Source organism: Thermodesulfobacteriota bacterium (genome assembly GCA_040756475.1).
In the GTDB taxonomy this organism is placed as follows: Bacteria; Desulfobacterota; Deferrisomatia; order Deferrisomatales; family JACRMM01; genus JBFLZB01.
The window spans coordinates 1-4,642 of the sequence record JBFLZB010000269.1 but is presented as its reverse complement, the minus strand read 5'-3'; the positions used below and the strand labels follow the sequence as shown (position 1 = coordinate 4,642).

Genomic DNA, 4,642 nt, shown 5'->3' with positions numbered 1-4,642 from the left:
ACTGAGCCGCCTTCGCCTGTCGTTGGATCTCGCCGGGTACCAGGGCGCTCAGCCCCGCAGGGCTTCGGGGTGCCGGTCGGCGATCCGATTTCCCACGACACCCACTCCTTCCAACCCCCACGTTGGGCGACGGCCCCTTGCTTGCGGCGACGCAAGTCAGTACTCTCTCCAGCAGTATTTGGACTATGTGCGCCGAGGACATCATGCCGCAACTTCATCTCTATGTTCCCGAACCCGTCGCCGCCGAGATCGGGCGAAAGGCCAAGGAGAGGGGTGTGAGCGTATCCCGCTACCTGGCGGAGATCGTGCGGCGCGACCTCGACCGCGCCTGGCCCGCCGGGTTCTTCGAGGACGTGGTGGGCGGGTGGAAGGGCGAAGCGCTGGCGCGGCCGCCAGAGGACCACTTCGAGACGCGCGACGAGCTTTGAGATGTTTCTCCCCTGGATCGGCACTACGAGGCGGTAGCGACCCAGACTCCCCTGGCAACAAGGTCCGTTCTGTCAAAGCCCAGTTGACCTCCTTCACGCCTCCCCAGCCCGACCTGGCTGCCCCCGTGGGCCGGCGCTCTGGTGCGCCACCGTCCTCGCGCCAGGCGTGGCGGCGTAAGCTCCCCGCACCACCGGCGGCTCCCCCCGCGTCTTTGCCAACGGTCCTCCTCGACTCCGCTGCCAGACTCGGCGGGCCGGCTGGCTGTGACCACCACCCGGCTGGGCTCAAAGCCTATCGGCCGCGGCAGCGCTACCTGGTGCTCGACCAGAGGTTTCCCGGCAGAGGCCCGCCGGGCATCCCTGGCCGCCCCCGCGGGTAACGCCAGCGTCCCCCCAGGCGGCGGGGCGAGGTAGGGGGCGGAACGGGGGGCTTTGCTCCCGGCCTCTGGACCCTGTACCCTGGGATCACCCGCCAGATGATGGCGGGGGCTTTGCGGCGGGAAGGCAAGGGAGATCGGCGGTGGGGACAAAGGGGGCCGGATCGGGCCGAGCCGACTACGACAGCCCGTGGAAGAACGCTCTGGATCGGTACTTCCAGGAGTTTCTGGCGTTCTTCTTTCCCGAGGCCCACGTGGGCGTCGATTGGTCGCGGGGTTACGAACCCTGGGACAAGGAACTCCAGAAGGTCGTGCGCGATGCGGAGCTGGGGCGGCGGATTGCGGACAAGCTGTTTCGCGTGTGGCGGCTCGACGGGGAGCCTCAGCTGGTGTACGTGCACGTGGAGGTTCAGGGGCAGGTCGAAGCCGGGCTCGCGAAGCGGATCTTCGTGTACCACTCTCGCCTCGCGGACCGCTACGACGCGCCGGTGGCGAGCCTGGTCGTGCTCGCGGATGACCAGCCTGCCTGGCGGCCGGCGCGGTATGAGGAGAGCCTGTGGGGGTGTGAGGTTGTGTTTCGTTTCCCCGTCGCCAAGTTGATGGACTTCCGCGGGGACTGGGGGAGGCTGGATGTGGACCCCAACCCCTTTGCCGTGGTGGTCACCGCCCACCTGAAAGCCCTGGAGACGGCCCGCGACCCTGCCGGTCGGTACGCCGCAAAGTGGGCGATCACCAAGGGGCTGTACCAGCGAGGCTACCGCAAGGCGGACGTCTTGGAGTTGTACCGTTTCATCGACTGGGTGTTGGAGCTTCCGGCGGACCTGGAAGAGCGGTTGTTGGAAGAGGTCAGAAGCTACGAGGAGGCCATGGGCATGCAGTACGTGACGAGCGCTGAGCGGATTGGTCGGCAAAAGGGCCGCCAGGAAGGCCGCCAGGAGGGCCGGCAGGAGGGGGAGGTTCGGGTGGTGGAGCGGCTGCTGAGCCGCCGGTTCGGGGCCCTGCCCCCTTGGGTCGAGGCGAGGTTGGCCGGTGCGCAGTTGGGTCAGCTCGAGGCCTGGGCGGACCGCATCCTGGACGCGACTTCCCTGGAAGAGGTGTTTGCCGACGGGTGAGGCGTCCCCTCTTTCTCCAGCACCAAGGGGATCGCCTTTCCCGTTTCCCCTCTGACGCTTCACGTCCCCCGGCACCGGAAACCAGAGGCCCTTGGCCGTTGGCTGTTGGGAGCGAACTGCCGGCGTTTCACCCTTCACCCTTCACGCCTCACGTCCCCCGTCCCCCGTCCCCCGTCCCCCGGAATCCGGAACTGGGAACTGGGAACTGGGAACTGGGAACTGGGAACTGGGAACTGGGAACGCCGTCCCCCGTCCCCCGTTCCCCATCCCCCGGAATCCGCAACCGGAAACCGGGAACCGGGAACCGGGAACGCCAACCGCAGCACCCGTCACTCGTCACCCGTCACGAGCAATGCAAATTGCGCCGCGGCTGCGCTGGGAGCAGAATCCACTGCAAGGGTGGTTCTGGATCGAGTATGTTCCGTTGTCTTGCGCGTTGCGAGGTTCCCATGGCCGAACAAGCTGCGTTGTCTGCGAAGGTTCCCAGGGATTTGACTCGGCGGTTGGCCAACCTTGCGCGCGTAACAGGGCGAAGCACGGCCGAGCTCGTGACCCAGGCCATTGAGGAGTATGTCTCTCAGCAAGAGTGGCAGTTGCAGGCGATCGAGGAGGGCCTCGTCGAGGCCGATGCAGGCCACTTCGTCAGCCACGAGGAGGTCTGTGAGAAGCTTTCCCAGTGGGGAGAGAAGTGATTCTCCGGTGGACCCGGCGTGCCGATTGCGACGTGGCGGAAGCACGTGAATCCATCGAGCAGGAGGAGCCTGCCGCTGCAAAGCGGATGGCGGACCGCATTCGCGAGGCGGTCGAATACCTCGTGGACTACCCGAACCTGGGGCGGCCCGGGAGGGTGGAGCAGACCCGGGAGCTGGTCGTGAGCGGAACGCCTTTCCTCGTGATCTACCGAGTGAGGGAACGAGAGATCCATATCTTGCGCGTTCTGCATCACGCCCGGAGGTGGCCGCCGCGGTGAGGAAGCCCACGGGACGCGAGTCGTGGGCGAGGCGCATACCGGCTGCGTTCCTTCGCCGTCTCGCTCCAGCGGGTTGATCCCCGCCACCTCCGCTCCTTGTGGCCCCCCAGATCCTCCTCGATCTTCTGGCACCCAGCCCCCAGCCCCCAGCCCCCACAGCCCCCAGCCCCCAGCCCCCAGCCCCCAGCCCCCAGCCCCCAGCCCCCAGCCCCCAGCCCCCAGCCCCCAGCCCCCAGCCCCCAGCCCCCGCGCCTCGGCACTGGATGTGTGACATCGATGCGCGTAAACTATGCGCATTCACCCACGCTTGGGAGGAGCCCCTCATGGAGCCCGTCTACGATCCCCATGCTCCGAAGAAGGCCACCAACCTGTCCGTCAACCGGGATCTGCTGGGGCAGGCCCGGGAGCTCGGGATCAACCTGTCTCGTTTGTTCGAGGAGCACCTGGCGGAGATCGTGCGTGCCCGCCGCCGCGAGCAGTGGAGTGAGGAGAACCGGGAGGCCATCGAGGAGTACAACCGAAGGGTCGCGAGCCGGGGGGTCTTCAGCGACGGGCTGCGGCGCTTCTGATGGCCCAGTTCGACGTCCACCGCAACGGCAACCCCCACACCTGTCGCGACATCCCGTACCTCCTCGACGTCCAGAGCGACCTCCTCGACCCCCTGGCCACCCGCGTCGTCGTACCCCTGGTGCGGCTGGCGGCGGTGCCAACGCCGGTGCGCCATCTCAACCCCGTTTTCGAGGTCCAGGGCAAACGTGTCGTCCTCTCCACCCCCGAGCTGGCCGGCATCCCCCGCTCGGCGCTCGGCGAGAAGGTGGAGAATCTGGCGCAAAGGCGCGATGAGATCATCCGTGCCCTCGATGTCCTCTTCACCGGCCTGTGAACGGAGCCCGAAGCCCAGGACGGGACTCCGGAAAGACTCGTCTCACGCAAAGCCGCAAAGCTCGCCAAGCAGGACTGGGCTACCCGGCACCCGGCACCCGGAATCCGGAATCCGGAATCCGGAATCCGGAACTGGGAACTGGGAACCGGGAACCGGGAACCGGGAACGCCGTCCCCCGTCCCCGATCCTTGCCGCCTTGCCATTGCGGGTGCTAAATTGGCAACCAATTCACGAACGAGGAGGGCACCATGGAAGCGACCGTGGATCGCTTTGGCCGGGTTGTCATCCCCAAGCGGGTGCGCGATGACCTGGGGCTTCGGCCGGGGACGGTATTGCTCGTAGAAGAGCGGGGAGCGGCGGTGAGCCTCACACCGCTCACCGGAACGGAACCCCTGATCGACGAAGGCGGCGTGCTGGTGTTCCGGGGGCGGGCTGCGGGGGACCTTCCGGCTGCGGTTGCCGAGAGCCGAGAAGAGCGACTGGAGGACCTGGCGCGTCGATGAAGGTGCTCTTCGACACCTCGGTGCTGGTGGCGGCCATGGTGGAGTCCCATCCCGGCCACCGGCGCGCGCTGCCCTGGCTGCAAGGAGCCAAGTCCGGCAGAGTGACCTTCCTGGTGGCGGCCCACACCCTGGCCGAGCTGTACGCCGTCCTGACCCGCCTCCCTACGGCGCCCCGCATCTCGCCGACCGCTGCCCAGCGCCTGGTCGACGAGAATGTCGCCTCCCACGCCCAGATCGTAGCCCTCGATGCGGCAGACTACCAGGCCCTTCTGTGGCGGTGGGGGAACTTGGAGTTGTCGGGCGGCGCCGTCTACGACAGCCTCATCGCGCGTGCTGCCGAGAAGGCCGGGGCGGATCGCCTGCTCACCC

Annotated in this window: 8 protein-coding genes; all 8 read left to right on the top strand. The window is 67.5% G+C overall.

Annotation, left to right across the window (positions count from 1 at the left end; translation table 11 throughout):
- The first annotated feature begins 203 nt into the window (after nt 1-203).
- The gene (locus tag AB1578_22170) at nt 204-428 is read left to right on the top strand and encodes a hypothetical protein (protein ID MEW6490605.1); all 225 of its coding nucleotides are present in this window, start codon (nt 204-206) and stop codon (nt 426-428) included.
- Nucleotides 429-948: 520 nt separating this feature from the next.
- Nucleotides 949-1,917: a DUF4351 domain-containing protein gene (locus tag AB1578_22165; GenBank protein ID MEW6490604.1), complete on the top strand. Its 969-nt coding sequence runs from the start codon at nt 949-951 to the stop codon at nt 1,915-1,917.
- Between the two features lie 449 nt (nt 1,918-2,366).
- A complete protein-coding gene (locus AB1578_22160) occupies nt 2,367-2,609 on the top strand; it encodes a CopG family ribbon-helix-helix protein (GenBank protein MEW6490603.1) in 243 nt (80 codons plus the stop codon).
- Nucleotides 2,594-2,887 carry a type II toxin-antitoxin system RelE/ParE family toxin gene (locus AB1578_22155; GenBank protein MEW6490602.1) on the top strand — a complete coding sequence of 98 codons (294 nt, stop codon included), beginning with the start codon at nt 2,594-2,596 and terminating at the stop codon, nt 2,885-2,887. The genes AB1578_22160 and AB1578_22155 overlap by 16 nt, the downstream gene beginning before the upstream one ends.
- Before the next feature lie 323 nt (nt 2,888-3,210).
- A complete protein-coding gene (locus AB1578_22150; GenBank protein MEW6490601.1) occupies nt 3,211-3,456 on the top strand; it encodes a type II toxin-antitoxin system CcdA family antitoxin in 246 nt (81 codons plus the stop codon).
- Nucleotides 3,456-3,770 carry a CcdB family protein gene (locus tag AB1578_22145; GenBank protein ID MEW6490600.1) on the top strand — a complete coding sequence of 105 codons (315 nt, stop codon included), beginning with the start codon at nt 3,456-3,458 and terminating at the stop codon, nt 3,768-3,770. Before AB1578_22150 ends, AB1578_22145 begins: the two co-directional genes overlap by 1 nt.
- Nucleotides 3,771-4,018: 248 nt before the next feature.
- Nucleotides 4,019-4,273 (top strand): AbrB/MazE/SpoVT family DNA-binding domain-containing protein, encoded by a 255-nt coding sequence (locus AB1578_22140; protein ID MEW6490599.1) that lies wholly within the window; start codon nt 4,019-4,021, stop codon nt 4,271-4,273.
- On the top strand, nt 4,270-4,642 hold a 373-nt coding region (locus tag AB1578_22135), incomplete at its 3' end, for a PIN domain-containing protein (protein ID MEW6490598.1). The genes AB1578_22140 and AB1578_22135, both read left to right, overlap by 4 nt.